The following is a 26,806-nucleotide window of genomic DNA, read 5'->3' on the forward strand; positions in this document are numbered from 1 at the left end:
CAGGGATTACTCATGAACAGTGCTGTTCGCTCCACACTCGTGCCACCGTCCTCCGCCGGCCACATGTTGGCGACCGCCAAGAACTGCCCGGAACCGAGCACGATGGTCGGCAACACTCCTGTTCTGTGGATCGGTGAACCGTTCGCGGACTCCGGCCGCGGTTTCTGGGCGAAACTCGAAGGCAGCAATCCCGGCGGGATGAAAGACCGCCCCGCGCTGCACATGGTCGAGAAAGCAAAGGCCCGCGGCGACCTCGCTCCCGGTTCGATGATCATCGAATCCACCAGCGGCACCCTCGGCCTGGGTTTGGCCCTGGCCGGGATCACCCATCACCACCCCGTCACCCTCGTCACCGACCCGGGACTGGAACCGATCGTGCACCGGATGCTCGCCGCGTACGGTGCCCGCGTCGAACTGGTCACCACACCGCACCCCGACGGCGGCTGGCAGCAGGCCCGGCGTGAGAAGGTCCGTGAGCTCCTCGATACACATCCAGGGTCGTGGTGCCCGGATCAGTACACCAACCCGGACAATGTCGAGGCCTACGAGTCGCTCGCTCACGAACTCATCGCCCAGCTCGGCCGCGTCGACACCTTGGTTTGCTCGGTGGGTACCGGAGGGCACTCCGCCGGGGTGGCCCGGGTGCTCCGGCAGTTCTGCCCCGACCTGAAACTGGTCGGTGTCGACACCATCGGATCGACGATCTTCGGGCAACCCGCCAGCACTCGGCTCATGCGCGGGTTGGGTTCGAGCATCTATCCCGACAACATCGACTATCCCGCCTTCGACGAGGTGCACTGGGTGGCCCCGCACGAAGCGGTGTGGTCGTGCCGCACCCTGGCGGCGACGCACCACGCCAGCGGCGGCTGGAGCGTCGGGGCCGTCGCCCTCGCGGCCGGCTGGATCGCTCGCACCAGCCCGCCGGAGACCCGGGTCGCGGCCGTCTTCCCCGACGGACCGCAGCGCTACTTCGACACCATCTACAACGACGACTACTGCACCGAGCACGGCCTGCTCGACGTTGACCCGCCGACCGAGCCGACGACCATCGCCCACCCCACCGATGAGACTGTGACGTCGTGGACGCGGTGCGCCACCGTCGTCGATCCCACCGTCGTCGATCCCACCGAAAGCGTTCGATGAAAACTTTTCTGACCAAGTTCCGTAGCTTCGACCGGCCCAGCCAGGTGTTGATGGTCAACCAGTTCTCCATCAACGTCGGTTTCTACATGCTGATGCCGTACCTGGCCGGGTATCTCGCCGGTCCCCTGGGCCTGGCGGCGTGGGCGGTCGGGCTGGTGCTGGGGATGCGGAACTTCTCCCAGCAAGGGATGTTCCTGCTCGGCGGCACCCTCGCCGACCGCCTCGGATACAAACCCCTGATCGTCGCCGGCTGCCTGCTGCGGGTCGCCGGTTTCGTACTGCTCGCGGCCGTGGAATCGCTGCCGGCGATCCTGCTCGCCTCGGCCGCAACCGGGTTCGCCGGTGCGCTGTTCAACCCGGCCGTGCGGGCGTATCTGGCCGCCGACGCAGGGCCACGGCGGGTCGAGGCGTTCGCGGTGTTCAACGTGTTCTATCAGGCCGGGATTCTGCTGGGCCCGTTGATCGGTCTCGCGCTGACCACCCTCGACTTCCGAGTCACCTCACTGGCAGCGGCCGCGGTCTTCGCTGTGCTGACGATCGTGCAGATTTGGACGCTCCCCGCGCACCGGGCCGAAACTGCCGGGGCCATGACATCGGTACTCGAGGACTGGCGGGTGGTGATGGCCAACCGACCCTTCGTGCTGTTCGCGCTGGCGATGATCGGATCCTACGTGCTTTCGTTCCAGATCTATCTTGCGCTGCCGCTGCAGGCGGCGGTAGTAGTCGGTGACGGCAGGTCCGACACCGCTCTGGTGACCTCGTTGTTCGTGGTCTCCGGCGTGGTCGCGATCGCCGGGCAGTTCCGGATCACGTCCTGGTTGTCCCGCAGGTGGGGTTCGGGGCGAAGCGTGGTGGTCGGTATGGCAATCATGGCGCTGGCGTTCCTCCCGCTGATCGTGCTGCCGAGCCCGGCCGCGCTGGGCGGGTGGGCCGCCGCCGGTGCCCTGGTGTTCACCGCTGCACTGTTGGCGGTCGGCACCGCCGCGGTGTTTCCGTTCGAGATGGACACGGTGGTGACCCTGTCGGGCGGGAAGCTCGTGGCTACCCATTACGGCTTCTACAACACCATCGTCGGGGTCGGCATCCTGCTCGGCAACCTGGGCACCGGTGCCGTCTTCGGGCTTCTCAGCGACGCGCATCTGGGTGCACTGATCTGGGTAATACTGACCCTGGTCGGGGCGGCATCTGTGGCCGCTCTCTATGCGCTCGATCGATCCGACCGGCTCACCCCACCCCCCACCGAGACCACGGTGACCGAAAGCGGCGAGGTACCGGCCACCGGCTAGCGGCAGTGCACGCCGAGAAGTGGCCTGCATTGCCCACACCCGAGACCTCGACGATGGTTGCCGAACAGAGGGTGTGACGCGGCACCGTTCACGACTATCCACCGACCGGTGGCCCGCATTCACACGAATGCGGGCCACCCACGCCTCAGGCGGGGGTGTTGCGGTGACGTTGGAGGCGACGGACGACGGGGTAACCCGTGACCACCCCGAGGACGATACCGATTTGCATGAGCATCCAGAACGCAGCGTCGGTGACCGGTGGCATGGTCTCGGTGTAGTACAGCAGCAGCATCCAGCCACCCATCCCGAGGTCGAACGCCAGTACGGTCAGTGCAGCGACGCCGAGCGCAGCCACGACAGAACGCCGAATGGATTGCCTGCGTACCGACTACCGGTGTGATGGCCGAACGCTCGTATACGAAGAGCATGATCGTGGCCAGTATGGCGATGACGATGATCATCACCCAAAGAACACTCTGTCCGCACGAGATTCGACGTCGGCAAGGACGGAAGCGACATCATCGAGAAGATTGTGGGCATCTCTGCGCGCGCGTAATCCGCGTTCGTAGTAGCCGGAGTCGAGGACGCCCGCCGATGCAGGCTCTGGTGCGACGTTCGATTCTGGGTGCCGCTCCCGCATCCGAGGGCGGTGTTCCGGTCAGTGCCCAGGGTCATGCCGTAGCACCGGTGCGGCACATCTCGTTGCATACCGTAGGGGGGTATGGTAAATCTGTAAGTGGGTCGCGACGACCTCGATCACATTCCGAATCGAAGAAAGAAGGGCATCGATGAACACCACCGTCACCGTCACCGGAATGACCTGCGGGCACTGCGTCTCCTCGGTCCGAGAGGAGATCAGCGGCATCCCCGGTGTGACCGCCGTGAATGTCGACCTCGCGAGCGGCCGAGTCGATATCGACTCGGACACCCCGATCGAGCAGACGGCCATCGCCCACGCAGTCGACGAGGCCGGCTACCAGCTCGCCTCCTGATCGACACCAGACCCGGACAGGAGATTCGCACGATGAACGCATCATCGAAGTTCGTCGGATTCACCATCGCCCTAGCCGCGGTCTTCGGGCTCGCCTTCGGAGCCGGGGACGCCTTCGGCCCCGAAGGTGCCGCACCACCCGACACACACGACACCTCGACTCACGACGCCGCCGCGGTGTCCACTGCGGGCGGGCCCGTCGCCAATCAGAGACCTGGAGGATTGATGGTCACCGACAGCAGATACGCCGCGGTGCCCGCCGCCTCGGAGCCGATGCCCGCCGGGCACGGACACTGACACACCACCACACCCCGAGAGGAGCGACGATGAATCCCGTCACGCACCACCCCACCGCCGACGGCCGGGTCGAACTCGACATCAGTGGTATGACCTGCGCCTCCTGCGCGAACCGGATCGAGAAAAAGCTCAACAAGCTCGACGGTGTCACCGCGACGGTGAACTACGCCACCGAAAAAGCACGCGTCGACTACGTCGGTGATGTCTCGACCGAGGATCTCGTGGGCACCGTCGAGCAGGCCGGCTACACCGCCACGGTCCCCGCGCCCGCCGCCTCCTCCACCGACCCCGACGCGGCCGGGCCAGCCGAGATCGACCCCACCGCCTCGCTGCGCCAACGCCTGCTCATATCGCTGGTGCTCAGCGTGCCGGTGATCGCGATGGCCATGGTTCCGGTACTGCAGTTCACCAACTGGCAGTGGCTTTCCCTGACCCTCGCCGCACCCGTGGTGGTGTGGGGGGCATGGCCGTTCCACAAGGCCGCCTTCACCAATCTGCGGCACGCCACCTCAACGATGGACACCCTGATCTCGATGGGCACCATCGCAGCACTGGGGTGGTCGTTGTATGCCCTGTTCTGGGGCACCGCCGGAACGGCCGGCATGACACACCCGTTCGAGCTGACCATCTCCCGCTCCGACGGGGCCGGCAACATCTACCTCGAGGCCGCAGCCGGAGTCACCACCTTCATCCTCGCCGGCCGCTACTTCGAAGCACGCTCCAAGCGACGCGCCGGTGCCGCCCTGCGTGCCCTGCTCGAGCTCGGTGCCAAGGAAGTCTCCGTCCTGCGCGAGGGTGTCGAACAGCGCATCCCCACCGATCAACTCATCGTCGGTGACGAGTTCGTCGTCCGCCCCGGGGAGAAGATCGCCACCGACGGCGTGGTCGCCGACGGCTCTTCCGCGGTCGACAATTCGATGTTGACCGGCGAATCCGTGCCCGTCGAGGTAGGACCCGATGATCTGGTCGTCGGCGCGACGGTCAACGTCGGTGGCCGAATCGTGGTCCGGGCGACCCGCATCGGCTCGGACACCCAGCTCGCACAGATGGCGAAACTCGTCGAAGACGCTCAGACCGGTAAAGCCCAAGCTCAGCGTCTGGCCGACAAGATCTCCGGAGTCTTCGTCCCGATCGTGATCGCCCTTGCCGCGGCGACACTCGGCTTCTGGATCGGCACCGGCGGTGGGATCGCGGCCGCGTTCACCGCAGCCGTCGCCGTCCTGATTATCGCCTGCCCGTGTGCCCTCGGCCTGGCCACCCCGACCGCGCTGATGGTCGGCACCGGCCGCGGCGCTCAGCTCGGCATCCTGATCAAGGGTCCCGAAGTGCTCGAATCGACCCGCCGTGTCGACACCGTGGTACTCGACAAGACCGGCACCGTCACCACCGGCAAGATGACTCTGCTCGACGTGATCACCGCCGACGGCGAGGACACCGCGCAGGTGCTGCGCCTGGCCGGTGCACTCGAAGATTCGTCCGAGCACCCCATCGCCCAGGCCATCGCCAAAGGTGCCCGCGAGAAGGTCGGAGCCCTGCCACCGGTGGAGCAGTTTATAAATATCGAAGGCCTCGGGGTGCAGGGCATAGTCGACGACCACGCAATGATCGTCGGACGGGCCCGCCTCCTCGCCGACCGGGCGCAGCAGCTGCCGGACGAACTCGAAAGTGCGATGCGTGCAGCCGAATCCGAGGGCAAGACCGCCGTCGCAGTCGGTTGGGACGGTCGGGCTCGCGGAGTACTGGTCGTCGCCGACGCGGTCAAACCCACCTCCGCCGAGGCGATCGAGCAGCTGCGGGGCCTGGGTCTGACGCCGATCATGCTCACCGGCGACAACGCAGCCGCCGCGCGTGCCATCGCCGACCAGGTCGGCATCCACGAAGTGATCGCGGAGGTGCTGCCCGCAGACAAGGTGGACGTCGTCAAAAGGCTGCAGGAGCAGGGCAAGGTAGTGGCGATGGTCGGCGACGGCGTGAACGACGCCGCCGCGTTGGCGCAGGCCGACCTCGGTCTGGCGATGGGCACCGGTACCGACGTTGCGATCGAAGCCAGCGATCTGACGTTGGTGCGCGGTGATCTGCGCGCAGCAGCGGATGCTATCCGCCTGTCCCGCCGAACGTTGGGCACCATCAAGGGCAACTTGTTCTGGGCGTTCGCCTACAACGTGGCCGCCCTCCCCTTGGCTGCGGCCGGGCTGCTCAATCCGATGCTGGCCGGTGCAGCGATGGCGTTCTCGTCGGTGTTCGTGGTCAGCAACAGCTTGCGGTTGCGCCGGTTCAAGTCCCTCACCGGATAACCGCGCGGGTAGAACAAGCACCCAAAAGGCTGGGGTGGGCGTGGCATGCAGGCGCGCCACCCCACCCCACCGCTACAACCCCGATGCAGCCTACGAAAGGAGAGGGCCATGTCCTTCGTGACAACGACCTTGGTGCAGATCACCCGGCACCCGGCGACCCGAGCGGTGGCCCGCTGCGCGGTGATGTGCGCTGCGGCGGCGGCCCAGCGACGACTCGACGGACCGACCCTCTCGCGCCATACCCCGGGCGGGCATAATCGAGGATGCTCGGCATGACACTCGGATTCCAGGAGGACACCATGGCCACTCCCGCGGCCGCGCAGGCACCCGCCGAGACCGACGGCCATGATCACGCCGCGCACGGCTACATCACCGAAAAGGACGCCTACCTCAAACGCCTCAAGCGCATCGAAGGCCAGGCCCGAGGACTGCAGCGCATGGTCGAGGAAGACAAGTACTGCATCGACATCCTCACCCAGGTCTCGGCGATGACCAAAGCCTTGCAGGCGGTGGCCATGGGCCTGCTCGAAGCTCACATCAGCCACTGCGTGGTCGACGCCGCCATCGCCGGCGGTCCCCAAGCCGACGCGAAGATCAAAGAGGCCACCGACGCGATCTCACGGCTCGTCCGCTCCTGAGCACCGGCAGTGCGAAGCCATTCCTCGCCGTCCACTCCCGCGTGCTTGTCGGAAACCTCGGCGAGGCGGCGCAGGCAGAGACCGTCATGACCGAAACCGTATCGGCGATTCTGCGCGATCGCCGAGTCCTCGCCACCGTGGCAGCGCTGGCAATACTGGCAGTGGCTGCCGCCCTCGTACCCCGCCCGTCGATCATTGTGGTGCGCGAGTGGGCGGAGTCGATGGGCCCGTCGTTCGTGGTGGTGTTCTTTCTGACCCAGGCGGTGTTGACGATTGCCCCGGTACCGCGCACGGTGTTCACCCTCAGCGCCGGACTGTTGTTCGGTCCCGCCACCGGGGTCGCCGTCACGATCGCCGCCACAACTGTCAGCGCTGTGCTGGCGTTGCTGCTGGTGCGCGCGCTCGGGCGCACCGCGGTGCAGGAGCGGCTGACGAATCCTGCGGTCAAGTCCATCGATGCCCGGTTGGCTCGGCGGGGGTGGCTGGCCGTCGGGTCCTTGCGGCTCATTGCCCCGGCACCGTTCGCCCTGGTCAACTACTGCTCCGGACTCTCCGCGGTGCGCCTGCTGCCCTACACGACGGCCACTGTCGTGGGGATTCTGCCCGGTACGATCGCCGCGGTGCTGTTCGGGGACGCTTTGACCGGGCGAACGAATCCGGCATTGATAGTGGTGACGTCGGCCTGCGTGGCCGCCGGGGTGGCAGGATTGCTGGCCGACGCCCGCCTGCCGGTGTCGCAGGCACAGCCCAACACCGCAGATGGCGCATCGAGAAGCGGTCGCCTTCGTCGTCTGTTGCTGCCGGACCGCGGATAGGACGTGGCGAGAAATCCTACAATTTTGCTGCGCCTGCACCGCCAAAGCCAGCGGAGTTGCCGAACTCCTGACCTACGCGAGAAGTAGGGCACGCGCGTTCCCCGCGGATTCGCAGTCGAAGAGCCCACACCATCACCCCCACCGACATCACTCCGATTACGGGCTGCACGGGTGCCCATAGATCCAGAGCACCGCTCACCCCGACCGCCACCACTACCAGTTTGTTGCATATCGGACATCCGACTGCCAACAACGACAACGCATTCGCACTGACCCCTACACGGGAAGAAACCGACGACGCCAGCCCAGTGCTCACGTATGTCGCAAGAATGAGGCCACTGAGAACTGCGGTGGCAATCCACACCGGATAGTTCCACCACAACACCGGGGTCATTCGAACGTAGAACGCAGTGTGGATGATCCCGGTGGGGATCGCCACGACCAGCGCGGCCACCGTCGCGCCCAGTAACGCGGCCACCCAACGCCGCGCCGGCCAGTCACGCATCGTCACAGTCGTCATCCCTCTCCCGGTCAGCGGATACCACCCCACCATCTACTATGAATGATAGTAGTTTGCAGGTGCGGTGAGTCGGCGTCAATCGACGCCGACTCGCCGCCCATACGGCACAGGCGTCGAGCGTCGACGCGAGCCTCAGCCGACCGTGAGGAACCGTCTACGACTGCCGATACCCGACAATGGTGACCGGCGAGGCCGGACACAGTCCCATGCGGCTCTCGCCGCGCTCCGTTTCCTTCGCTGGTGACGCAGGGAACCCACACCGACCCCAGAGGATTTCTTCTGTGCATTCTTTTTCAGGCCCGACGCGGCGTGTCCGCGCTACCCTGATCGCCTCGATCATCGTTGTTGCCGCGGCATTTTCGGTAAATGCTCCAGCTTCGGCGGACCCTGCTGCACCCCCGGTGAACGCATCCGAAGCCGTACGACAACTCGCTGAACTCAATGCGACCGCCTTCACTCTCACCGAGAGCATGTACGCCGCGCAGGACACCCTCGATCGTCGCCGCGGCGAACTGAGTACCGCAGTTCAATTCGCCCACGAGACCTCGGCGGCGGCTCGGGAAGCCGAAGTGGCCGCATCTGCCAACCGTCGAGCACTGGCCACAGCTGTCGACGCCGCGTACAAAGGTGTACCGCAATCCCCTCTCGGGGCCGTTCTGGTCGCGGACAGCCCACAGCAACTACTCGATCAGATGGTGTTGTTGGACCGGATCCTCGCCGATCGAGCCGCTGCACTCGCCGACTCGACACAGATCGACGACGAAGCGCGAGACCAGCTCGAACAAGCCCGGCAAGCACAGGCGTCCGCTGCGGTAGCCGAGGCGGACGCCGCACGTACACAACGCGACCTCGAGCAACGCCAGACCGACCTGGCCGATCAGATCGCCAAAATCACCGACCAATTCGCCGCCCTCACCGATGCGGATCGAGCTGCCATCGTCAGCCCCGGCACCACGAATCCTTCCGAGCTACCCGCCGCCGTCTCGGCTGCGAGTGGAACATCAGCGGAGGCGATGCGCATCGCCCTCGACCAACTCGGCAAACCCTATTCCTGGGGAGCTACCGGGCCGGGGTCCTTCGATTGCTCCGGACTGATCTACTTCGCCTACAAACAACTGGGACTGACCGTTCCACGCGTGGCCGCAGACCAAGCACGAGCGGGCACACCTGTCTCCCGCGAATCAGTGCAACCGGGTGACTTCATCTCTCTCTACTCACCGATCGGACACATCGGGATCTACATCGGCGACGGGAAATACGTCAACGCCCCCACCGGCGGCGACGTCGTCAAAGTCGCGCCCGTTCCCTGGGATGAAGTGACCGCAATCAACCGGCCCATCGCCACCTGATTCGATGTCCACGGTCCGGACGCCGCGACTGCGAGGAGACCGGATGCCCGTGTGGCAGACCGGTAAGATCGAACCGGTGAGGACTTCAGCCACGGAACCTATGAACCAGAAGTGGCTCCTAGGTGCTGTTTGCGCTTCGATAGTGCTGTTCGGAGTCCTTCTCATGCATTCTGCGCCGATGTCGTTCGCAACGGCGACGAGTATCGGCGAACACTCGATGACCTCGACGGTGAGCGCTCCACCTGCCGTCGACGAGCATTCGGGAGCATCATCTGCGACAGCATCGGAGAGTGGTTCCGCAGCACACTGCGGGAACGGCTGTGGCGATCACAGCTCGGTCATGCATCTGTGTCTGGCTATCATCGGTGCTGTCGCGGCGTTGGCCGTCTTACGGGCAATCGTTGTGGGCTTCGCCGGTTCTCTCGTCCACGCTGCGCGGCTGTCGGCAGTTCGTCGTCGAACCGGGCACCCGCCGCCCTGGACCATTTTCACTCTCTCCGAATTGTCTGTGCTTCGGATCTGACAGGTGACTCACCGTTGTGTGAGACACAGATGTCGACGGGTCAGTGTGCCTGTCGATCCGAACCACCCCACCATAATTTCAGGAGTTTGTTATGCGTTCGAATCGATCTACCCGTTTCACGATCGCGATAACGGCGGCTTCCGCTGTCGCCGCCGCAGTTCTCGCTGGCTGCAGCAGTAACGACGGCGAAATGAACATGCCCGGCATGTCGAGCAGCGATACACCGGCCTCGTCGTCCTCCGAGAATTCCGCCGAAGCATCGGCCGAATTCAACGATGCCGATGTCACGTTCGTCGAAGGGATGTACCCCCACCATGCACAAGCGGTGGAGATGGCTTCACTTGTCGACGGCCGAACCGAGAATGCTCAGGTCATCGAGCTGGCCCAGGCCATCGAAGCAGCTCAAGCACCGGAGATGGAGCAGATGAATGCCCTGCTCACCGCATGGGGACAGCCCGCAGCGTCCGCCGACATGGGCGGAATGGACATGGGCGGTATGGACATGGGGAGCGGTGGCATGACCGGCATGATGAGCCAGGAAGACATGGACATGTTGTCGGCCGCTAACGGAGCGGAGTTCGACTCCATGTGGCTCACCATGATGATCGAGCACCACAAGGGGGCAATCGAGATGGCTCAGATCGAGTTGGCCGACGGCTCCAATGCTGATGCCAAGGAGCTTGCCTCCACAATCATCGATGCGCAGCAGAGCGAAATCTCCACAATGGAAAGTTTGCTCGCCCAGTAACTCTCAATTCTGGGAACTATCAACCGTAGGGCGGGGCTCGGCTAATACCGAGCCCCGCCCTTCGGTTTCGAAGGACCTGGCCCTTTTAGCTGCCACACCGATCAACACGGCCCCGGAAACATGCCCTCCCCTGCTGATGCACCCGCCTGCGGGGTCCTTGGGACACGCAGATCCGCGGTAGGGACAGGGGGCGGCTCTCGGATCGGGTCATCGCGGCCCGGCGGGGGCGCGCCGTCGACAGAGAGTGGGTTCGATACCACCGGCACTGGCAGTTGGGGAGGCGTGGTCTTGCACGTGCGGCTGCTCGGTTTCCTTCTCAGATGGGTAATACAACCGAACTGACGAATTCATTGCGTATCCAGGCAATGAACAGACCCCACACCCCCGTCAGCAGGGCGACACCGACGGCGATCATGATCACTCCGCCTGCCACTTTGATTCTCTGCGAGTTCCGCCGTAGCCAGCCGACACCGCGCATCGCCGAACTCGAGCCGAACGCGAGGACCACGAACGGTAGACCGAGTCCCAGACAGTAGGCGACGATGAGAGTGACGCCGCGCGCTGCGGTTGCGCCTTCAGTGCCAGCGGCAACGGACAACACCCCGGCGAGCGTGGGGCCAAGGCACGGCGTCCAGCCGAGCGCGAACACGCCACCGAGCAGCGGCGCTCCAGCAAGAGACGAGATGGTTTGCGGCGCGAATCGAGTGTCGCGTTGGAATGCGGGAATGAACCCGATGAACGTCAAGCCCATGATGATCGTGATGGCACCGCCGACCTGCTGAAGCACCTGTTCGTTGATGCGCAGGGTGCCGATGACCCCGAAAATCGAGGCGGTGGCGAGGACGAAGACGATGGTGAAGCCGGCGACGAACAACCCCGCTGCACCTGCCACGCGCCAGCGGCTTGCCAGCTTCGGCGGTGCTTCACCAGTCGAGGCGGCGGCGAGCGACGGCACGTCGGCACCTGCGATGCCCGCCAGGTACGACAGGTAGCCCGGCACCAGGGGCACCACGCACGGTGACGCGAACGAGACCAGCCCGGCGAGCATACATGCGGCGATCGCCAGTACCAGAGGTCCGCTCGATGCCAGATTTTGGAACGTCGAGCCAACGCCGCCTTGGGCAAGAAGAACAGTCATTCGTCTGCTATCCGTTCGACGACAGGGAGCAGGTCTTCGGCGAGGAGGGCACGCATGAACACTGCCGCCACCCGGTGCTCTCGATCGAGTACCAGCGTCGAGGGAATCACGCTGGTCGGGTAGTTCCCGCCGAGGGCGATCAGCGTCCGCATCGAGGGGTCGTAGATCGAGGCGTAGGAGACATTGTTGTCGACAACGAAGTCCTGCGCTTTGTCCTTCTGCGGATCTCGAACATTGATACCGAGGAACTGCACACCGCGCTCGCGGGTTGCTTCGTAGACCTCTTCGAGGTCGTCGGCTTCGCCGCGGCAGGGGCCGCACCACTGACCCCAGAGATTGATCACGACCACCTCGCCGTCATAGTCCGACAGAGCGGTGTTCTTACCTTCCTCCATCAGATCGGGTCCGGCGAGTTCACCGATGGTTCCGCGCGTTTCGGGGGGATCGTAGACGATGTCGGTTTGACCACCGGGTGCAACGAAATCGAAGCTACCTCCGGAGGGCACGGCGTCGGCGCCTGCGGAACATCCGGAGACCAGGAGTACAACGGCAAGGATGGATGCCGTTGCCGTGGCGGGCAGACTGCTCTGTTCGCGTGTGCGAGCCCCCGTAGGGCGGCCGAGTCTCATGAAGTCGACGCCTTTGCTGCAGTACGGATCTGCGCCGATGTCTCGAACATCGTGGGATCGGTGACGCGGTCGATGCCCCAGTCTTGGCCGGTGACGAAGCTCGGGGCACTGTGACTTCCCTCTCCGGAATGCACTACGGACACGAGGCAGTCAGTTGATTCGGATCGTGGTCGTGGCTCCTGGATCCTGGTCCGGTCGATACCCGGTCGGCAACACCGGCCGGGTCGACGCGGGATTGACGCGACCGGTGCCGCATGACCTCGCCGAAGCACAGGGCGGCGGCTAGCAGGCGACATCAGTTCAAACCCGCGTACGAATGCAGTCCGGAGACCACCATGTTGATGATGAACAGGTTGAACAGCATGGCCACGAATCCGGCGATGTTGATCCACGCGGCCCGGGTGTCACGCCACCCGCTGGTGGCCCGGGCGTGCAGGTACGCGGCGTAGATGATCCACGCGATGAATGAGACCGTCTCTTTCGGGTCCCAGCCCCAGAACCGACCCCACGCGGCCTCGGCCCAGATCGCGCCGAGGATGACACCGATTCCGAACAGGGGAAACGCGAAGATGGTGGTCTTGTACGCCAGCACGTCGAGCGAGTGCGCCGACGGGAGACGAGCGACGATCCGGCCCACTCTGCTGTCGGGGACGGCGTTGTTGTTGGGATATCGGATCCGGATCAGGAACAATGTGCTGGCTGCACCGGAGATCAGGAACACCCCGCTGCCGAGCGAGACGACGGAGACGTGCACGGGGAGCCAATACGACTGCAAGGCTGGTACGACGGGCGCCGCGTTGGCATAGAGCACAGTTCCGGCAATGAAGAGCAGGATCAAGGTCGGCACGAGGACGAACAACCATAGTGTGCGCAGTTGCTCCGAGCGCAGCACGATCAGTCCGGCAAGTATGCCGGCCGCGCAGGTGACGGAGACGAATTCGTACATGTTGCCCCACGGCGGGCGGCCCGTGGCGATCCCGCGCAGGACGATCGACCCGACATGCAAAGTGAGTGCGAGCATCACCAGGGCGAGCCCCGTGCGGCCCAGCCGTTCGGACGGGGCTCTTCGCTCGGGGACCGGCACGTATCCCGGTGTCGATGATGTCGCTGCGATCAGTTGCGGATGCAGACTCGCGGCCCGGCTCAGAGTCGCTGTTCGCGTCGTTGCGAGTTGTGCGATGAACAGGATCGCTGCGAGAAGGTAGACCACGAAGGCGGTCTCGAAACTGATGTCGCTCCAGCGGGCGAGGGTGTCGTCGATCGGCATGGCGCTACACCGTTTCTGTATCGAGGGTCTCGGAGTGGGTCTTTGTACGCGGCGTCCAGATTTCGGTGCGGAGGGTCTCGAATTCGGGTCCCCATCCGGCGTGATCGGTACGGGCGAGCCCGCCCATCTCCACGCTCGATCGGCCTGTTTCGGCCGGGAGTACACGGAACCAGACTCGACGTCGCTTGATCACCAGCGAGACCAACAGTCCGGTCATCATCGTGATCGCGAACACGAGCACCCACAACTGTGCGGGGTCGTATCCGACCTGCAGGTTGGCGAACTCCTTGGCGCCGTTGAATCGAATGTTGGTGCCGTCGGTGAGGGTCTTCGATTCACCGGGACGCAGGTTCACCCGATCCTGCTTGACAAGTCGGCCCTGGTTGATCATCTCCTGGTCCAGGGAGAAGATCGACTGGGGGATGCCGGTGTCGAGGCCGGTATCACCTTTGTAGATATCCACTGCCACAGCAGGATCGACCAAGTCCGGGAAGCGGGAGGAGAGCAGGGTTCCGTTGAATTGCGCAGTGGGAGCGAAGAGGCCTTCGATGGCGATCTGGCCGCGGCGTCGCTCATCGGCGGTGGCATAGGTCCCGCCGGGTGGATCGAAACGCAACGCCCCGCTACTCAGGAACGTGGTGGCGTCGTCGGGCCGGAACTGCAGGGCCTCGGTTCGACTCTGACCGTCGGGGAAGGTCACGGTGAATTCCGGGGCGTATCCGTGGCCGGTGAGGTAGATGCGTTCATCTCCGAGCCGGAGGGGTTCGTTGACTTTGAGTTGATAGTCGCGCCAGGTGTCTGCGGCGATGTCGTCGGCGGACTGGTAGGAGATGTTCGAGGTGAACATCTCTGCCTGGCCGTTCTCAAGGTAGTCGGCGTTGAAGTCCTTGACTCTGATGCAGAACGGCTCCAGCCCGGTTCCGTCGGTGCTGTTGCCGGCCCGGAAGGAGTCGTAGATGGCGGGCGAGGTGTTGCAGAAACCGGGCCCGTTGTCGGCGATGACGATGACCGATCCTTCGTAACCGAAGAGCTTGCCGATGGCGATGGCCGCGAGCAGACCGATCAGCGAGAAATGAAAAAGTAGGTTTCCCGCTTCGCGGGTATAGCCCTTCTCGGCGGAGAGGGTGAGCGCCCCATCGGGCTCGGGCCTAACGGCAGTACGCCACCCTCTCAAGTGGGGCGCGATGTCGTCGATGACGGTTTTCGGGCTACCGGCGAGAGCGCCCGAATGATGAAGCGGTAGTCGCGAAAGGTTTCGGGGTACGCGAACTGGCTGTGCGCGAAGGGCTTTACCGTGTTCGATCATTCGGGGAGTCAGGCAGCCGATCAACGACACAAACAGTAGGACGTAGATGGCGGTGAACCAGAAGCTTCCGAATACGTCGAACAATTCCAGCGTGTCCATGACGGCCCCGAGAGCCGGGCGCGCTGCGATGTAGGAATCAACCGCCTGGGTGTTGAGATTGCGCTGTGGCAGCAGGGCGCCTGGGATTGCTGCGATAGCGAGCAAAAACAGCAGCACCAGTGCCGTTCGCATCGAGGTCAGTTGCCGCCACCTGTTGCGCACCGCAGCGATTGCTCTGCGTAACCGTCCCTGCGATGTGAGCGCCGGGGTTTGATCAGCTGTCACACCGCCACACCCTTTCGACGATTGCATCTCAATTACTATGCAACATAGTAGTTGATGGGCCGTGTGCAGTTGTGTGCGGTAGTCGCCTGGGCGAGAGGGTAAGTGCTGCAACCACAAACGTGGTACTTGGTCCATCCGGAACGCTGCCGGGCTGCGGTTCGGTTTAGGCCGCTTTCGGCCCCACGGTAGGCGCGGATCGGTTCTTCTACTCATGCCGTCCAAACGCGTTTCATCCCGCGGAGTAACCTGTTCAACACGAGTTCTCAGACCGCTACGTCCACTCGAGACTGCGGACCCGGCTTCTACAACAGTCATGGATTCGTGGCGGTGTGGCCGTCCGGTGGAAACATGTCGGAGTACGTCACCTTCCCGTCCGACCCCCTCCAGTACCCTGCCCCCGCTGCGCTGGCTGCACCTCGCGCAGACGGCGACGCTGCGCGCGCACAAGGAACAAATCCGGACGGTGAGAGCTACGGAACCGGCGAGGCCGCGCAGGCAGATGCTGAACTCCCTGACCTGGTCAGCGCCATCGGTACCGATGGTGAGCTGGGGTACGTCAGGTCGGACGATTTGGTTGGTTCGGTAGTCGACGCTGCCGCGACGCCAGCTCCCCGGACGATTCCCCTGCTGTCACAGACCGGGGACCCCATCGGGTCGTTCCAGATCGGTTAGCATCTTGATCGTCGCCTCTGGCCTCGGCGCTTCGGCGGCCGAGGCCAGAGTTCGTTTCAGCCTAAAGGAGACGGTATGGCTCAATACTGGGGCGATTACCCGGTCGCGGATGACGAGGGTGAAATACCTGAAGGTCTGCCCACGGGTCGATACGTACCGCTCGTCGCCAACGGTCATGGGGCGTTGACTGCCTGGGCTGCGGGTCCGGGCCGATGCTTTCGGACGTCGTATCCAGCGGCGCTGCATCCGCCCGTGAAAGTGTCACGCGGTCACCAGGCAACCGGTGACCCGCAGGAAGTTTGGTTCGAGGCCTTCACTGAAGAAGATTTGCGTGCACAGAACGAGGACATCAATGCATACTTGGCCTCGGCAGGAGTTCGTCCACAACCGCGGGGTTACAAGTGGCACGTGCTGGTCCCCGACAACATCGTGAACGAAGATGCCCTCGAAGACGCGTTACGAGACAAGAACAATTATGTGGATCCCGTAGAAGTCTTCGAATCCATTGCACAGCTGTACGGAAATTTGTTCCGGTCCTGACCTTGCGAGCCGCCAATTTTCCTTGGCAGAGACAGAGGACGTGCGACCCCTCCTGTCGCCGTTTTGGTGTACCCGGTGGAAGTGTCTCGCCAAAGGAACCCGGGGCCGGACGTACACCGTGATGGGAGCTAATCGCTTAACCCGCAGGCGAACTGAGGTGCCGGTAGAGGGTGGCGCGGCCGATTCCGAGTACTGATGCGATTTCGGTTTTGGGTGTGCCGTCGTCGAGCATTCTGCGGATGTGACGAGCTTTGTCGGCGTCGATCTTGGCTGGTTGGCCACCGATGCGGCCGCGGGCTCGTGCGGCTGCGAGGCCGGCCATGGTGCGTTCTTTGACGAGGTCTCGTTCGAATTCGGCGAGGGAGCCGAAGATGTTGTAGGTCAGGCGTCCTCCGACTGTCGAGGTGTCGATGCCTTCGGTGATGCTGCGCAGTGTTGCACCTTTGGTTTCGATGAGGTTGACGGTTTCGATGAGGTGGCTCAGTGAGCGGCCGAGTCGATCGAGTCGCCATACTGCGACGACGTCGCCGGCGCGCACGCTCTCGAGGAGCAGCTGCAACTGAGGTCGGTCTTTGTCTGCTCCGGATGCGACCTCTTCCCAGATGCGGAAGCAGCCGGCGGCTGTCAGTGCGTCTCTCTGTAGATCCAGCGACTGATCGGTGGTCGAGACCCTCATGTATCCCAAAACGGCGCTCACGAGGATGACTGTCTCAGAAACGGCCGACAAGGCACAGGCGGCGCGTCAGAGCTTGAGACAGGTTTCTGAGACACATCACGATTGAGTCTCGATATCGATCCTGTCAGTTTCAGGAGTCGCGTTCACTGTGTCAGAAGTCGAATGCACTGAGCGCCAGCAATTGATGTGGGTTCGGCTCCTACTCCGGCTCGTCGGCGTTAGTGTTGCCTATGGGCATGTCGAAAGTGGTACCTGCGCTGCCGGTACGAGACATCGACACCGCTGTAGAGATATACGTCCGCGCGTTCGGCTTCACGACCCGGTACACCGACCCGACTTTCGCGAGACTTACCCGCGACGACGTCGAGATCCACTTGTGGGCCGCCGACGACGACAGCTGGAATACCCGTTCAGACCCTGCGGCATGGCCGGTATGCAGCGGAGCCGAGACGTTCCTTGCCGGCACAGCCAGCTGCCGCATCGCCGTGGACGAGATCAACGACCTTTACGCCGAGATGTCCCGCGCGGGAGTGCTCCATCCCGCAGACGCGGGTCGTCCCGTCTCGACGGACTGGGGAACGACGGAGTTCGCAGCTGTCGACACCGACGGCAATCTGATCACTTTCCATACCGATGAAAAAAGCCAACACGAGCCCACCACGGCAGGCAACGGCGCACCCTGACCGCACCCTCGAGCAGAAACTCGATGACCCGGACGTCCGTCGACGCGCTACGCGTGGTCATCGTCCTGAAATAAGCGCATGCTGGACTTGTCCACCCGCGCGCAGTCAGGCGACGGTCAGATAGATCAACGCGACATTGAGTGCGACGACGATTCCCGCGATGAGCCATGCCGCGTATGCCGTGATCCGGTGATTGACATCGCCGCCCATCAGGATGCGGTCCGAGGTGAACCGCACCAAGGGAATGAGCGCGAACGGAATACCGAAGGACAGGACGACTTGTGAGACGACCAGTGCCCGACTGGGGTCGACCCCCGCGGCCAGAATTGCCAGTGCGGGAACAAGTGTCACCAGTCGTCGCACCAGAATCGGAATGCGCTGACGTAGTAGGCCGTCCATGATCATCGCGCCGGCGTATGCCCCGACCGATGTCGATGCCAGGCCCGAGGCCAGCAGGCCCACCGCGAACAGCAGCGCTACCACCGGCCCCTGAGTGTCTCCTACTGCTGTGTGAGCTCCTTCGATGGAATCGACGCCCTCTCGGCCTCCCAGCGTCGAGGCCGCCAACAGCAGCATCGACATGTTCACTGCACCGGCCAGCAGCATCGCCAACCCGACATCGATCCGGGTGATCCGCAACAACCGCTGCCGGACAGGCCCTGCCTCGGGGTGTCCGTGCCGGTCACGTGCAAGGCCGGAGTGCAGATAGACCGCGTGCGGCATGATCGTCGCACCGAGCATAGCGGCGGCTATCAATACGCTTTCCGCGCCGTCGAACCGCGGAATCAACCCGGCGGCAGCGGCGGTGAACGATGGCGGTTCCACGACGACGCTGGCAAGAAATCCGACGGCGATGACACCGAGTAGACCGAGAATCACGAACTCGAACGGGCGCTGGCCCCGGCGATCCTGGACCAGCAACAAGATCATCGATACGGCTCCGGTGATGAGGCCGCCGATCAGGAGCGGCAGGTCGAAGAGCAAGTAAAGAGCGATCGCACCGCCGACGATCTCTGCGAGGTCGGTCGCCATGGCGACCACTTCTGCTTGCCCCCAATATGCCAGTCGCACACTCTTGCTCGACTTCTCGCGGACCACTTCGGGCAGTGTCATTCCGGTGACGATGCCGAGTTTGGCGGAGAGGAACTGCACGAGGCCGGCCATCACGTTCGCGGCGACGATCACCCAGACCAGCAGGTACCCGAACTGCGCGCCGGCGCTGACGTTGGAGGCGACATTGCCGGGGTCGACGTAGGCGATCGCGGCGACGAAAGCAGGACCGAGCAGAACGAGGCCAGACCGAAACCTCGAGGGCGGCCGAGACGATCGGCGCTGCAGCACAGACATGACCACACCCTCCGGCACCAACAATATGTCAGAACCCTGAAAATATAGTTCGGCCTCCCGAACAATGCAATGCGGCGTGGCGGTTCGGCGACATCACGATCAGATGGGCAGGATCACTGCACTGACGAATTCGTTGCGGATCCAGGCGATGAACAACCCCCACACCCCGGTCAGCAGTGCGATGCCGACGGCGATCATGATGACACCGCCCGCCACCTTGATCCTCTGAGAGTTCCTCCGAAGCCACCCCACACCGCGCATCGCCGAACTCGAACCGAACGCAAGAACGACGAACGGTAGGCCGAGTCCCAGGCAGTACGCGACGATGAGAGTGACCCCGCGGGCTGCGGTTGCACCTTCGGTGCCTGCCGCCACGGACAGCACGCCGGCAAGGGTCGGACCCAGGCACGGCGTCCAGCCGAGCGCGAACACCCCACCGAGCAGCGGCGCTCCTGCAAGGGACGAGATCTGCCGGGGTGCGAATCGGGTGTCGCGTTGCAGTGCGGGTATCAACCCGATGAACGCCGCACCCATGATGATCGTGATGACCCCGCCCACGCGTTGGAGTACTTGCTCGTTGATGCGCAAGGTGCCGATGACTCCGAAGACCGAGGCTGTGGCGAGGACGAAGACGATGGTGAACCCGGCGACGAACAACGACGCTGCACCGGCCACACGCCAGCGATTCACGAGACCCGTCGACGACGTACCGGCGGTCGCGGTGCTGGGTGTCCGGGCATCGGCTGACTGAGCCTCGCAGGCCGATTGGGTGCCGCGGGCTGATTGGGCGTCGCGGGCTGATTGGGCGTCGGCGCCGGCGATGCCTGCCAGGTAGGACAGGTATCCCGGCACCAGCGGCACCACGCACGGTGAGGCGAACGAGACCAACCCGGCGAGCATGCATGCCGCGATCGCCAGCAGTAGGGGCCCACTCGATGCCGCGTTCTGGAACGTCGACCCGATGTCTTGGGCGAGAAGAGTCGTCATTCCGCGGCTATCCGTTCGACGACGGGAAGCAGGTCTTCGGTGAGCAGGGCTCGCATGAAGACCGCGGCCACCCGGTGCTGGCGATCGAGTACCAGCGTCGAGGGAATGACGCTGGTCGGATAGTTCCCGCCGAGGGCGATCAGCGTCCGCATCGAGGGGTCGTAGATCGAAGGGTAAGTGACGTTGTTGTCGACCACGAAGTCCTGCGCTTTGTCCTTCTGCGGATCTCGGACATTGATACCGAGGAACTGCACACCGCGCTCACGGGTGGCCTCGTAGACCTCTTCGAGGTCGTCGGCTTCGCCGCGGCAGGGGCCACACCATTGACCCCAGAGATTGATCACGACGACCTTTCCGTCGTAGTCCGCCAGAGCGGTCGTCTTGCCCTCCTCCATCAGATCGGGGCCGGCGAGCTCGCCTATGGTTCCGCGTGTTTCGGGAGGGTCGTAGACGATGTCGGTTCGGCCACCGGGCGCGACGAAGTCGAAGCTCCCGCCGGACGGTGCAGCGTCGGCACCAGCGGAGCATCCGGAGATCAGTAGTACGACGGCAAGAATCGATCCGATTGCCGCGGTGGGCGTGCCGCCTTGTCGTCGAGTACCGACCCACACGGGTAGGAAACGTGTCATGAGGTGAAGTCCTTTATTGCAGTGCGGATCTGGTCTGTCGTCTCGAACACTGTCGGGTCGGTGATGCGCTCGATCGTTCCGTCCGGGCGGACGAGAAAACTCAGGGGAAGGACCGGCGGTGCCGAGAGCGCGTCCTGGACGCTGCCGCCGTCGATGTAGTTCGGATAGCGGATGCCCAGTTGCGTGAGCAGCGCGGCCGCGTCCGCGGGTCGGTCCTCGACGTTGATTCCGATGACTGGGATCGCGTCGGGTTCTGCGGCGTAGGCATCGACTACGGGCATCTCGGTGCGGCACGGGCCGCACCAGGATGCCCACAGGTTGATCAGCGTCACCTCGCTGCCGAGAACGTCGACGAGATCGACATCGTCGGCACTGCCGATGCAGCGCGCCATCACTCCCGCCAGCGGCCCACCTTCGTGTGGCACCGGCTGCGGACACAGCGGTAGCGCTGTTGCTCGTGCCGCGTCATCCGGCGGGCGGGACAGTGTGGGTTCGGGTCCGACCGGCGCGACATTGTTGGCGATGACGTCGGATGGGCCGCCCTCGACGCCACCGGAGCGGGGCCACAGTGCGACGATCGATGCAACGACAACGACGAGCATGACGATCGACCAGCCGCGCGTCATCGCCGTGACCTTCTTTCTCGAGAGATCGGCAGAGGGGCGAACGGTACGTCGCGGATCATAGGAGCGTGGACCAGTACGACCAGAAACGCTGCGCGATCAGGGCGATGAGGACGAGAAACCACACGGTCAGCGCAATCGAGTGATTGCGCATCAACACTCCCGCCCACTGCCGCCGGCCCGCACTCGGAGCCCCGCGGTCGAGGTTGCGCAGCGTGACGTACCAGAAGATCGGTACGGTGACCGCCCACACCGCCATGCAGTACGGGCACAGCGCGCCGATGTCGTAGAGGCTCTGCACGATCAGCCAGTGCACGAAGACCGCAGCAGCAGTGACACCGACCTGCAGTGCACTCCAGAACCACTGCGCGAACACGGCTCCGGCGAGCAGGGCGGCACCCACTGCCGCCACGACGGCGAAGCCCGCGATCCCGAGAAGGGAATTGGGAAATCCGAACGCAGACGCCTGCGGGGTGTCCATCACCGATCCGCAGTTGAGTACCGGATTGATACTGCAGGTCGGGGCGTAGGCGGGATCGAGCGCAAGGGCGAACTTCTCTACCGTGAGTACGAACGCGGCGGCCAGTCCGATCACGCCTCCTACCAGCAGCAGCCAGGGCAGGCTTCGGGCGAACGGTCCGCTGCGTCGGGTGAGAGCGGCTGCGCGGTCAGCCGAGTGCAGCGTCGAGGGCATCGGTGAGGTCTCCGTAGGTGGTGGGTTCGATCTTGGTGCCGTTGAGGAAGAACGTCGGGGTGCCCTGGACGCCGAGCGCGATCCCGTCGGCGACGTCGGCCTCGATGCGTTCGAGCGTCGCAGGGTCGGTGTAAGCGGCATCGAAGGCGCTCATGTCGAGTCCTTGCTCGACGGCGAAGCTCCGAAACAACTCGTCCTGCGGAACCTGCTGTTCGCCCCACTGCGCCTGCGTCTCGTACATGCGCTGATACATGTCCTCGAAGCCGCCCTGCTGTGCTGCGGCTTCGACAGCGCGTGCGGCGCGTTCGGCATTGAAGTGCGAGGCGATGGGAAAGTAGCGGGCCACGAAGCTCACCCGGTCGCCGTACTCCTCACGCAATTGTTCGATCGCTGGGTAGACAGACCGGCAGGCCTCGCACTCGAAGTCGAGGAACTCCACGAACGTGACCCGGCCGTCGGGCACCGAGTTCAACCGATGACTGTTCTCGCGCACCGCGATCGAGGCAGGGTCGGCGGCGGCCTGCTCGGCGGCGGCAGCATCCGGCGTGCCCGATCGGTCCACCACCAGAAATACAGCCAACGCGGCGGCGAACACGACCACCAGGGACAGGGAAATCTTCAACGCTCGGCTCATACAACTACCTTCTCGACTCGTTCGGACTGATCAACGGGCCCGATATGGGCGTTTCGACCCGTTGTGAGACTAACAATCGTACGAACGTCGACCGAAAGGTCTTCCCTGACGATCGCATGATTGTTAGATTGTGCCCATGGCCTTGGAACCTTTGGACTCGTGCGATCTGTTGTGTATGGACCTCCCTCACGCCGAGAGGGTGCGCGCAGCCTTGCCTGCTCTCGGCGATATCGAACCGGTCGCCGACGCTGCCCGAGCTTTCGGTGACCCCACCCGACTGACCATCGCGCTCGCGTTGAACGCCGGCGGGCAGATGTGCGGCTGCGATGTTGCGTGGATCGTGGGACAGAGCCAGAAGCTGGTCTCCCACCATCTCCGCAAACTCAAAGCCGCGGACGCCGTCACATCGAACAGAGAGGGAAAGTTGGTCATGTATTCGCTCACCGATCGCGGCGCCCGACTGCTCTCGATACTGACCGAGCCACTGGCCACCGCCTCGGCCACCGCTGATCTCACCGGGGTCGATCATGGCTGACGCGTGCTGCGGACCGACCCCCGCTGCGCCGACCACCGAACCGGCCGCCGACGGTACGGGCACGGCAGGTCCGGCTCCGACCGACGTACCCCAGAGGTTGTGGCAGGTCCGCGAGCTGCAACTCGCATCGGTAGCCGCGATCATCCTCGCCGCATCGTGGTTGCTCGGTCGAACGGGTGCCGATGCGGTCGCGACCGTCGGCGGTCTGATCGCTGCCGCGATCGCGGCCGTCACCTTCGTTCCCGCGACGGTGAGAAATCTGCGACACGGCCGCATCGGTGTCGGCACGCTGATGACGATCGCGCTCCTCGGTGCCATCGCATTGGGCCAGATCCCCGAGGCCGCGATGCTCGGCATCCTGTTTTCCGTCGCCGAGGGACTCGAGGAGTACGCGGTCACCAAGACCCGCCGCGGACTACGCGCACTTCTGTCCTTGGTGCCGCCGACAGTGTCGGTCCTGCGCGGTGGAACCGAGCAGGCCCTGCCCCCCGACGATGTCGTGATCGGGGACACCATGGTGCTGCGACCGGGCGAGCGAGCTGCCACGGACGGCACCATCGCACGCGGTTCGACGAATCTGGACGTGTCCGCGATCACCGGCGAGTCCGTGCCCATCGAAGCCGGTGTCGGCGACGAGGTGCATGCCGGTGCCATCAACGGCGGCGGAGCCATCGAGATCACCGTCACCGCGCCGGCATCGGAGAGTTCGCTTGCGCGCATCGTCCGCATCGTCGAACAGGCCCAGGACCGCAAAGGGGCCGGCCAGCGGCTCGCGGACCGGATCGCACGTCCCCTCGTGCCTTCGATCATGATTCTCGCCGCCCTCGTCGCCGGCGTCGGTGCGGTGCTCGGTGACCCCATGTTGTGGCTCGAACGCGCACTGGTGGTCCTGGTCGCGGCATCACCGTGCGCGTTGGCCATCTCGGTGCCGCTGTCGGTGGTGGCGGCGATCGGGGCTGCGAGCCGCAACGGGGCATTGATCAAAGGCGGTGCAGCAGTAGAAGAGCTGGGCCGCATCCGCGTCGTCGCCGTGGACAAGACCGGCACCCTCACCGCAGGACGACCGGAGGTCGTCGACGTCGTCACCGCTGCGGGAATCGGCCGCGACGCCGCGCTGGCCGTTGCTGCTGCGCTCGAAGCGCGCAGCGAGCATCCACTCGCCCGCGCCATCCTCGCTTCCGTATCGACCGTCGCGGCAGCCGATGATGTCACTGCCATCGCCGGACACGGCCTGACCGGCACCCTCGACGGAGCCGCGATCAGGCTCGGGAAACCGAGCTGGTTCGACACCCACCCCAGCTCCGAGGAGTTCCGCGCCGACGTCGCTCGTCTCCAAAGCAGCGGTGCCACAGTCGTTCTCGTCGAACGCGCCGGAGTCCTGATCGCTGCGATCGCCGTCCGCGACGAACTGCGGCCCGAGGCCGCCGAGGCTGTCCGCCAACTCACCGCGCTCGGTATCGACACTGCGATGCTCACCGGCGACAACGCACTCACTGCGCAGGCCCTGGCGACCCAGGCGGGTATCACCGCCGTCCACGCCGAACTACTGCCCGAGGACAAAGCGGCCCTGCTCGCCGACATCGCGGCCGGACGCAAGATTGCCATGGTCGGCGACGGCATCAACGACGCTCCCGCCTTGGCGACCGCAGATGTCGGTATCGCCATGGGCGCAATGGGAACCGACGTTGCCATCGAGACCGCCGATGTTGCCCTCATGGGGGAAGACCTCCGGCATCTACCGCAGGTGCTGGCCCACGCTCGGCATGCCCGCGGCATCATGGTCCAGAACATCGCCCTGTCGATCGCGATCATCGGCGTGCTCGTCCCACTGGCTGCCACCGGCGTCCTCGGTTTGGCGACTGTGGTGCTCGTCCACGAACTCGCCGAAGTCCTGGTGATCGCCAATGCGATTCGTGCCGCCCGCACCACACCGTTGGACGGGTTCGTCCCACCGCCTACGGCATCCGGTGCCCTCAATGTCACGATCGCACCCGCAGCGGCCTTCGAGGATGCCTGCTGCGCTCCGGCCCCGACGCCGAGGAACGCTGCGCCTCTCGCATCTGGGAACCTACTGGCCGCCACCACCGCACCGTCACCCTCGGCGATCGGAGCAGACGACGGCAGCAGCTCCGGGTGCTCGGATGGATGTACCTGCTGCACATCGACTCCCGCGCGAAGCGAACTCGGTCAGGGAAGGTAGAGACCTGCGGGCGGTGATCGGACTGCATGCAGGCTCTACGGGATCGACATGACCCCAGCAGCAGCGGCATCGACAACAGAGGTGCGCTGGCACCACCTCGAACGAACACACATCCTCTCGCAGCACTATCCGTGATTGCATGCTCTCAACCACGCCGCGATGGTGAAAGCTGCGGCGGTAGAACATGATCGGCGCGAATCCTGGGGTCAGGTGATCCGGATCGTGATCGCTGCTCCAGGATCGTGGTCGGGGCGATACCCGGCCGGTAACACCGGCCGGGTCGAGGCGGGACCGATGTCGCCGATGCCCATTCCGCAGGACCGTACGGACGCGCTGAGAGGCAGATAGCGGTCATCAGTTCAGGCCTGCGTAGGAGTGCAGGCCGGAGACGACCATGTTGATGATGAACAGATTGAACAGCATCGCCACGAATCCGGCGATGTTGATCCATGCTGCGCGGGTGTTGCGCCACCCGCTGGTGGCGCGGGCGTGCAGGTAGGAGGCGTAGACGATCCAGGTGATGAAGGAGACCGTTTCTTTCGGATCCCAGCCCCAGAACCGGCCCCACGCGGCTTCGGCCCAGATAGCGCCGAGGATGACGCCGACGCCGAAGAGCGGGAAGGCGAAGATCGTGGTCTTGTAGGCCACGATGTCCAGTGTCTGCGCGGAGGGCAGGCGGGCTGCGATCCGGCTCACGCGGCTGCCCGAGTCCTCGGGATGCTTCATGCGGATCAGGAACAGTATGCTCGCAACCCCGGAGATCAGGAACACCCCGCTGCCGAGCGAGACGATGGAGACGTGCACCGGCAGCCAGTACGACTGCAGTGCCGGTACCACCGGTGCTGCGTCGGCGTACAGCACGGTGCCGGCGACGAACAGCAGGATCAACGTCGGCACCAGAACGAACAACCACAGGGTGCGTAGCTGCGTCGAGCGCAGCACCACCAGTGCAGCGACTACACCTGCTGCGCAGGTGACCGAGACGAATTCGTACATGTTGCCCCACGGCGGCCTGCCGGTGGCGATCCCGCGAAGGATGATCGACCCGATATGCAGGGTCAGTGCCACCATCACCAGCCCGAGTCCGCTACGCCCGAAACGTTCGGATGGAACTCGCCGGGGTGCGTCGGGAATGCGTCCGGGCGTCGTCGACGTGGCAGCAATGATCCGAGCACGAAGTCGCTCCGTATTGTGCAGTTCCGCGCTACGGGTCGTTGCGAGCTGTGCGAGGAATGCGATCGCGGCGAGGAGATAGACCACGAAGGCGGTCTCGAAGCTGATGTCGCTCCACCGGGCGAGGGTGTCGTCGATCGGCATG

General features: G+C 64.4%; 32 protein-coding genes and 1 pseudogene. 18 read left to right on the top strand and 15 right to left on the bottom strand.

The annotated features are described in order from the left end of the window. Positions 1-12 precede the first annotated feature (12 nt). Together CH285_RS13115 and CH285_RS13120 are read left to right on the top strand one after the other, a co-directional pair. Entirely contained in the window at positions 13-1,143 is a 1,131-nt protein-coding gene (locus CH285_RS13115; RefSeq protein WP_094642698.1) for a PLP-dependent cysteine synthase family protein, read from the top strand. Then, positions 1,140-2,429: an MFS transporter gene (locus CH285_RS13120; protein ID WP_094642699.1), complete on the top strand. Its 1,290-nt coding sequence runs from the start codon at positions 1,140-1,142 to the stop codon at positions 2,427-2,429. The genes CH285_RS13115 and CH285_RS13120 overlap by 4 nt, the downstream gene beginning before the upstream one ends. A 145-nt stretch (positions 2,430-2,574) precedes the next feature. On the opposite strand, the gene CH285_RS13125 is transcribed toward CH285_RS13120, so the two are convergent. Then, positions 2,575-2,799: a DUF4396 domain-containing protein gene (locus CH285_RS13125; protein WP_094642700.1), complete on the bottom strand. Its 225-nt coding sequence runs from the start codon at positions 2,797-2,799 to the stop codon at positions 2,575-2,577. A 418-nt stretch (positions 2,800-3,217) separates the two neighbouring features. Between CH285_RS13125 and CH285_RS13130 the strand changes: the two genes are divergently transcribed. From CH285_RS13130 to CH285_RS13150, 6 genes are all read left to right on the top strand, one after another. Further along, positions 3,218-3,421: a heavy-metal-associated domain-containing protein gene (locus CH285_RS13130; protein WP_032375705.1), complete on the top strand. Its 204-nt coding sequence runs from the start codon at positions 3,218-3,220 to the stop codon at positions 3,419-3,421. Positions 3,422-3,453: 32 nt separating this feature from the next. Next, the gene (locus tag CH285_RS13135) at positions 3,454-3,717 is read left to right on the top strand and encodes a hypothetical protein (protein ID WP_032375704.1); all 264 of its coding nucleotides are present in this window, start codon (positions 3,454-3,456) and stop codon (positions 3,715-3,717) included. Between the two features lie 29 nt (positions 3,718-3,746). After that, complete coding sequence (locus tag CH285_RS13140) at positions 3,747-6,011, top strand: heavy metal translocating P-type ATPase (RefSeq protein WP_032375703.1); 2,265 nt, start codon at positions 3,747-3,749, stop codon at positions 6,009-6,011. 108 nt (positions 6,012-6,119) lie between these two features. Next, positions 6,120-6,287, top strand: coding sequence for a hypothetical protein (locus CH285_RS27935; protein WP_155288777.1), 168 nt, complete (start codon positions 6,120-6,122; stop codon positions 6,285-6,287). Positions 6,288-6,310: 23 nt separating this feature from the next. Further along, positions 6,311-6,649: a metal-sensitive transcriptional regulator gene (locus tag CH285_RS13145; protein WP_032375786.1), complete on the top strand. Its 339-nt coding sequence runs from the start codon at positions 6,311-6,313 to the stop codon at positions 6,647-6,649. Between the two features lie 86 nt (positions 6,650-6,735). After that, positions 6,736-7,464, top strand: coding sequence for a TVP38/TMEM64 family protein (locus CH285_RS13150; RefSeq protein WP_045841173.1), 729 nt, complete (start codon positions 6,736-6,738; stop codon positions 7,462-7,464). A 16-nt stretch (positions 7,465-7,480) separates the two neighbouring features. On the opposite strand, the gene CH285_RS13155 is transcribed toward CH285_RS13150, so the two are convergent. After that, the gene (locus CH285_RS13155) at positions 7,481-7,984 is read right to left on the bottom strand and encodes a hypothetical protein (RefSeq protein WP_176457804.1); all 504 of its coding nucleotides are present in this window, start codon (positions 7,982-7,984) and stop codon (positions 7,481-7,483) included. A gap of 401 nt (positions 7,985-8,385) precedes the next feature. Here CH285_RS13155 and CH285_RS13160 point away from each other — a divergent pair, with 401 nt between their 5' ends. The 3 genes from CH285_RS13160 (at position 8,386) to CH285_RS13170 (ending at position 10,604) form a co-directional block, all read left to right on the top strand. Further along, on the top strand, positions 8,386-9,333 hold the full coding sequence (locus tag CH285_RS13160) for an NlpC/P60 family protein (protein WP_032375702.1): 948 nt from the start codon (positions 8,386-8,388) through the stop codon (positions 9,331-9,333). A gap of 100 nt (positions 9,334-9,433) precedes the next feature. Continuing rightward, positions 9,434-9,856, top strand: coding sequence for a DUF6153 family protein (locus CH285_RS28705; RefSeq protein WP_353806439.1), 423 nt, complete (start codon positions 9,434-9,436; stop codon positions 9,854-9,856). Between the two features lie 205 nt (positions 9,857-10,061). Next, positions 10,062-10,604, top strand: coding sequence for a DUF305 domain-containing protein (locus CH285_RS13170; RefSeq protein WP_306436729.1), 543 nt, complete (start codon positions 10,062-10,064; stop codon positions 10,602-10,604). Between the two features lie 316 nt (positions 10,605-10,920). On the opposite strand, the gene CH285_RS13175 is transcribed toward CH285_RS13170, so the two are convergent. From CH285_RS13175 to CH285_RS27940, 3 genes are read right to left on the bottom strand one after another with little or no spacing between them, the layout of a single operon-like run. Next, positions 10,921-11,742: a cytochrome c biogenesis CcdA family protein gene (locus tag CH285_RS13175; RefSeq protein WP_032375700.1), complete on the bottom strand. Its 822-nt coding sequence runs from the start codon at positions 11,740-11,742 to the stop codon at positions 10,921-10,923. Continuing rightward, positions 11,739-12,371 (bottom strand): TlpA disulfide reductase family protein, encoded by a 633-nt coding sequence (locus CH285_RS13180; protein ID WP_080736598.1) that lies wholly within the window; start codon positions 12,369-12,371, stop codon positions 11,739-11,741. The genes CH285_RS13175 and CH285_RS13180 overlap by 4 nt, the downstream gene beginning before the upstream one ends. Then, positions 12,368-12,514: a hypothetical protein gene (locus tag CH285_RS27940; RefSeq protein WP_155288776.1), complete on the bottom strand. Its 147-nt coding sequence runs from the start codon at positions 12,512-12,514 to the stop codon at positions 12,368-12,370. Before CH285_RS27940 ends, CH285_RS13180 begins: the two co-directional genes overlap by 4 nt. Positions 12,515-12,525: 11 nt before the next feature. On the opposite strand from CH285_RS27940, the gene CH285_RS13185 reads away from it, so the two are divergent. Next, positions 12,526-12,657: a DUF3703 domain-containing protein gene (locus CH285_RS13185; protein WP_080733457.1), complete on the top strand. Its 132-nt coding sequence runs from the start codon at positions 12,526-12,528 to the stop codon at positions 12,655-12,657. A 9-nt stretch (positions 12,658-12,666) separates the two neighbouring features. On the opposite strand, the gene ccsB (CH285_RS13190) is transcribed toward CH285_RS13185, so the two are convergent. Both ccsB (CH285_RS13190) and resB read right to left on the bottom strand, forming a co-directional pair. After that, positions 12,667-13,638, bottom strand: a complete 972-nt coding sequence (gene ccsB, locus CH285_RS13190; RefSeq protein ID WP_094642701.1) for a c-type cytochrome biogenesis protein CcsB — start codon at positions 13,636-13,638, stop codon at positions 12,667-12,669. 4 nt (positions 13,639-13,642) lie between these two features. Continuing rightward, positions 13,643-15,295, bottom strand: a complete 1,653-nt coding sequence (gene resB / locus CH285_RS13195) for a cytochrome c biogenesis protein ResB (RefSeq protein ID WP_176458598.1) — start codon at positions 15,293-15,295, stop codon at positions 13,643-13,645. 294 nt (positions 15,296-15,589) lie between these two features. Here resB and CH285_RS13200 point away from each other — a divergent pair, with 294 nt between their 5' ends. Both CH285_RS13200 and CH285_RS13205 read left to right on the top strand, forming a co-directional pair. Continuing rightward, positions 15,590-15,940, top strand: a complete 351-nt coding sequence (locus tag CH285_RS13200; protein WP_094642703.1) for a hypothetical protein — start codon at positions 15,590-15,592, stop codon at positions 15,938-15,940. Positions 15,941-16,015: 75 nt separating this feature from the next. Continuing rightward, the gene (locus tag CH285_RS13205; protein WP_032373337.1) at positions 16,016-16,480 is read left to right on the top strand and encodes a DUF5956 family protein; all 465 of its coding nucleotides are present in this window, start codon (positions 16,016-16,018) and stop codon (positions 16,478-16,480) included. A 136-nt stretch (positions 16,481-16,616) separates the two neighbouring features. Here the strand turns inward: CH285_RS13205 and CH285_RS13210 are convergent, their stop codons facing one another. Beyond that, positions 16,617-17,177, bottom strand: coding sequence for a recombinase family protein (locus tag CH285_RS13210; RefSeq protein ID WP_094642704.1), 561 nt, complete (start codon positions 17,175-17,177; stop codon positions 16,617-16,619). 215 nt (positions 17,178-17,392) lie between these two features. Here CH285_RS13210 and CH285_RS13215 point away from each other — a divergent pair, with 215 nt between their 5' ends. Then, positions 17,393-17,839 (top strand): bleomycin resistance protein, encoded by a 447-nt coding sequence (locus CH285_RS13215; protein ID WP_197077431.1) that lies wholly within the window; start codon positions 17,393-17,395, stop codon positions 17,837-17,839. A 105-nt stretch (positions 17,840-17,944) separates the two neighbouring features. On the opposite strand, the gene CH285_RS13220 is transcribed toward CH285_RS13215, so the two are convergent. The 6 genes from CH285_RS13220 to CH285_RS13245 all read right to left on the bottom strand — a co-directional run bounded on the left by CH285_RS13220 (position 17,945) and on the right by CH285_RS13245 (position 22,753). After that, positions 17,945-19,186, bottom strand: a complete 1,242-nt coding sequence (locus CH285_RS13220) for an Nramp family divalent metal transporter (protein WP_094642717.1) — start codon at positions 19,184-19,186, stop codon at positions 17,945-17,947. A gap of 99 nt (positions 19,187-19,285) precedes the next feature. After that, a complete protein-coding gene (locus CH285_RS13225) occupies positions 19,286-20,173 on the bottom strand; it encodes a cytochrome c biogenesis CcdA family protein (protein ID WP_032373339.1) in 888 nt (295 codons plus the stop codon). After that, positions 20,170-20,802 carry a TlpA disulfide reductase family protein gene (locus tag CH285_RS13230; RefSeq protein WP_080733221.1) on the bottom strand — a complete coding sequence of 211 codons (633 nt, stop codon included), beginning with the start codon at positions 20,800-20,802 and terminating at the stop codon, positions 20,170-20,172. Before CH285_RS13230 ends, CH285_RS13225 begins: the two co-directional genes overlap by 4 nt. Further along, the gene (locus CH285_RS13235; RefSeq protein ID WP_008720130.1) at positions 20,799-21,428 is read right to left on the bottom strand and encodes a TlpA family protein disulfide reductase; all 630 of its coding nucleotides are present in this window, start codon (positions 21,426-21,428) and stop codon (positions 20,799-20,801) included. Before CH285_RS13235 ends, CH285_RS13230 begins: the two co-directional genes overlap by 4 nt. A 55-nt stretch (positions 21,429-21,483) precedes the next feature. Next, positions 21,484-22,119, bottom strand: a complete 636-nt coding sequence (locus tag CH285_RS13240) for a vitamin K epoxide reductase family protein (protein ID WP_008720128.1) — start codon at positions 22,117-22,119, stop codon at positions 21,484-21,486. Continuing rightward, positions 22,094-22,753: a DsbA family protein gene (locus CH285_RS13245; RefSeq protein WP_008720127.1), complete on the bottom strand. Its 660-nt coding sequence runs from the start codon at positions 22,751-22,753 to the stop codon at positions 22,094-22,096. Before CH285_RS13245 ends, CH285_RS13240 begins: the two co-directional genes overlap by 26 nt. A gap of 136 nt (positions 22,754-22,889) precedes the next feature. Between CH285_RS13245 and CH285_RS13250 the strand changes: the two genes are divergently transcribed. The 3 genes and pseudogenes from CH285_RS13250 (at position 22,890) to CH285_RS13260 (ending at position 25,836) form a co-directional block, all read left to right on the top strand. Beyond that, positions 22,890-23,288, top strand: coding sequence for an ArsR/SmtB family transcription factor (locus CH285_RS13250; protein WP_032373340.1), 399 nt, complete (start codon positions 22,890-22,892; stop codon positions 23,286-23,288). Continuing rightward, on the top strand, positions 23,281-25,488 hold the full coding sequence (locus CH285_RS13255) for a heavy metal translocating P-type ATPase (RefSeq protein WP_032373341.1): 2,208 nt from the start codon (positions 23,281-23,283) through the stop codon (positions 25,486-25,488). The genes CH285_RS13250 and CH285_RS13255 overlap by 8 nt, the downstream gene beginning before the upstream one ends. Positions 25,489-25,536: 48 nt before the next feature. Further along, positions 25,537-25,836: pseudogene (locus tag CH285_RS13260) on the top strand (DUF3703 domain-containing protein). Between the two features lie 6 nt (positions 25,837-25,842). On the opposite strand, the gene ccsB (CH285_RS13265) reads toward CH285_RS13260, so the two are convergent. Further along, on the bottom strand, positions 25,843-26,805 hold the full coding sequence (gene ccsB, locus CH285_RS13265; RefSeq protein ID WP_032373342.1) for a c-type cytochrome biogenesis protein CcsB: 963 nt from the start codon (positions 26,803-26,805) through the stop codon (positions 25,843-25,845). Between the last annotated feature and the right edge of the window lies 1 nt (position 26,806).

Origin of the sequence: Rhodococcus sp. 05-2256-B1 (assembly GCF_002258465.1) — a bacterium.
GTDB classification, from domain to species: Bacteria; Actinomycetota; Actinomycetes; order Mycobacteriales; family Mycobacteriaceae; genus Rhodococcoides; species Rhodococcoides fascians.